Consider the following 317-nt stretch of genomic DNA (forward strand, 5'->3'; position numbering starts at 1 on the left):
CGCCGACCTGGGCGCACTGCCGTCCGCGTGCCGCGTTCCGCCGCTGGGTCAAGCATCGGTCGGACGCGGCTTTCGCATCGTTGCGCGGCTGTTTGCCGGCGCCGTCGCGCTCGTGCTGTTGGCAGCGGTGGCCATCTACCTCGTCGGCGTCTCCGGCATAGGCTCCGATCGGCTTCGCACGGAGGCGGAGGCGGCAATCGAGAAGCTTGCCGGCGTCGACGTCAACGTTTCGGTCCCCACATGTACATGATGGTGCTGTAACCGGCGATGTCGCTGCTGCTCATTTCTTCGCCTTCGCAGCCGAGGATGCTTACAGC

At 66.2% G+C, this 317-nt stretch carries 1 protein-coding gene; it reads left to right on the plus strand.

The genetic code is table 11. The features are described 5' to 3' along the window. A partial coding sequence (locus EN804_RS35975) for a hypothetical protein (protein ID WP_246693552.1) occupies positions 1-250 on the plus strand: 250 nt, incomplete at its 5' end. Positions 251-317: the final 67 nt, after the last annotated feature.

Source organism: Mesorhizobium sp. M8A.F.Ca.ET.161.01.1.1 (assembly GCF_004792105.1).
GTDB lineage: Bacteria > Pseudomonadota > Alphaproteobacteria > Rhizobiales > Rhizobiaceae > Mesorhizobium.